1 protein-coding gene is annotated in these 230 nt (G+C 56.1%); it reads left to right on the top strand.

Going from position 1 to position 230, the window contains the following annotated elements; all coding sequences use genetic code 11:
* Nucleotides 1-230 (top strand): type II 3-dehydroquinate dehydratase (locus SB764_RS45110; protein WP_410867449.1); only part of this gene is annotated, 230 nt, incomplete at both ends.

Genomic DNA, 230 nt, shown 5'->3' with positions numbered 1-230 from the left:
AGCCAACTGCCGTGGGATAACGGATGCCACCGGCCATGAGCTGTTCTTTGCCCAGAGCAACCGCGAATATGAGCTGATCGACTGGATTCACGCAGCGCGGGGCAAATCATCGGGCATCGTCATCAATCCCGGTGCCTTTACCCATACGTCGGTGGCGATTCTCGATGCGCTGAATGCCTTCGAAGCGCCGGTAATAGAGGTTCACATTTCCAACATCCACAAACGCGAGG

Source organism: Paraburkholderia sp. SIMBA_027, from assembly GCF_046535315.1.
Classification (GTDB): Bacteria; Pseudomonadota; Gammaproteobacteria; order Burkholderiales; family Burkholderiaceae; genus Paraburkholderia; species Paraburkholderia tropica.
This window is presented reverse-complemented; position numbering and strand designations above follow the sequence as displayed.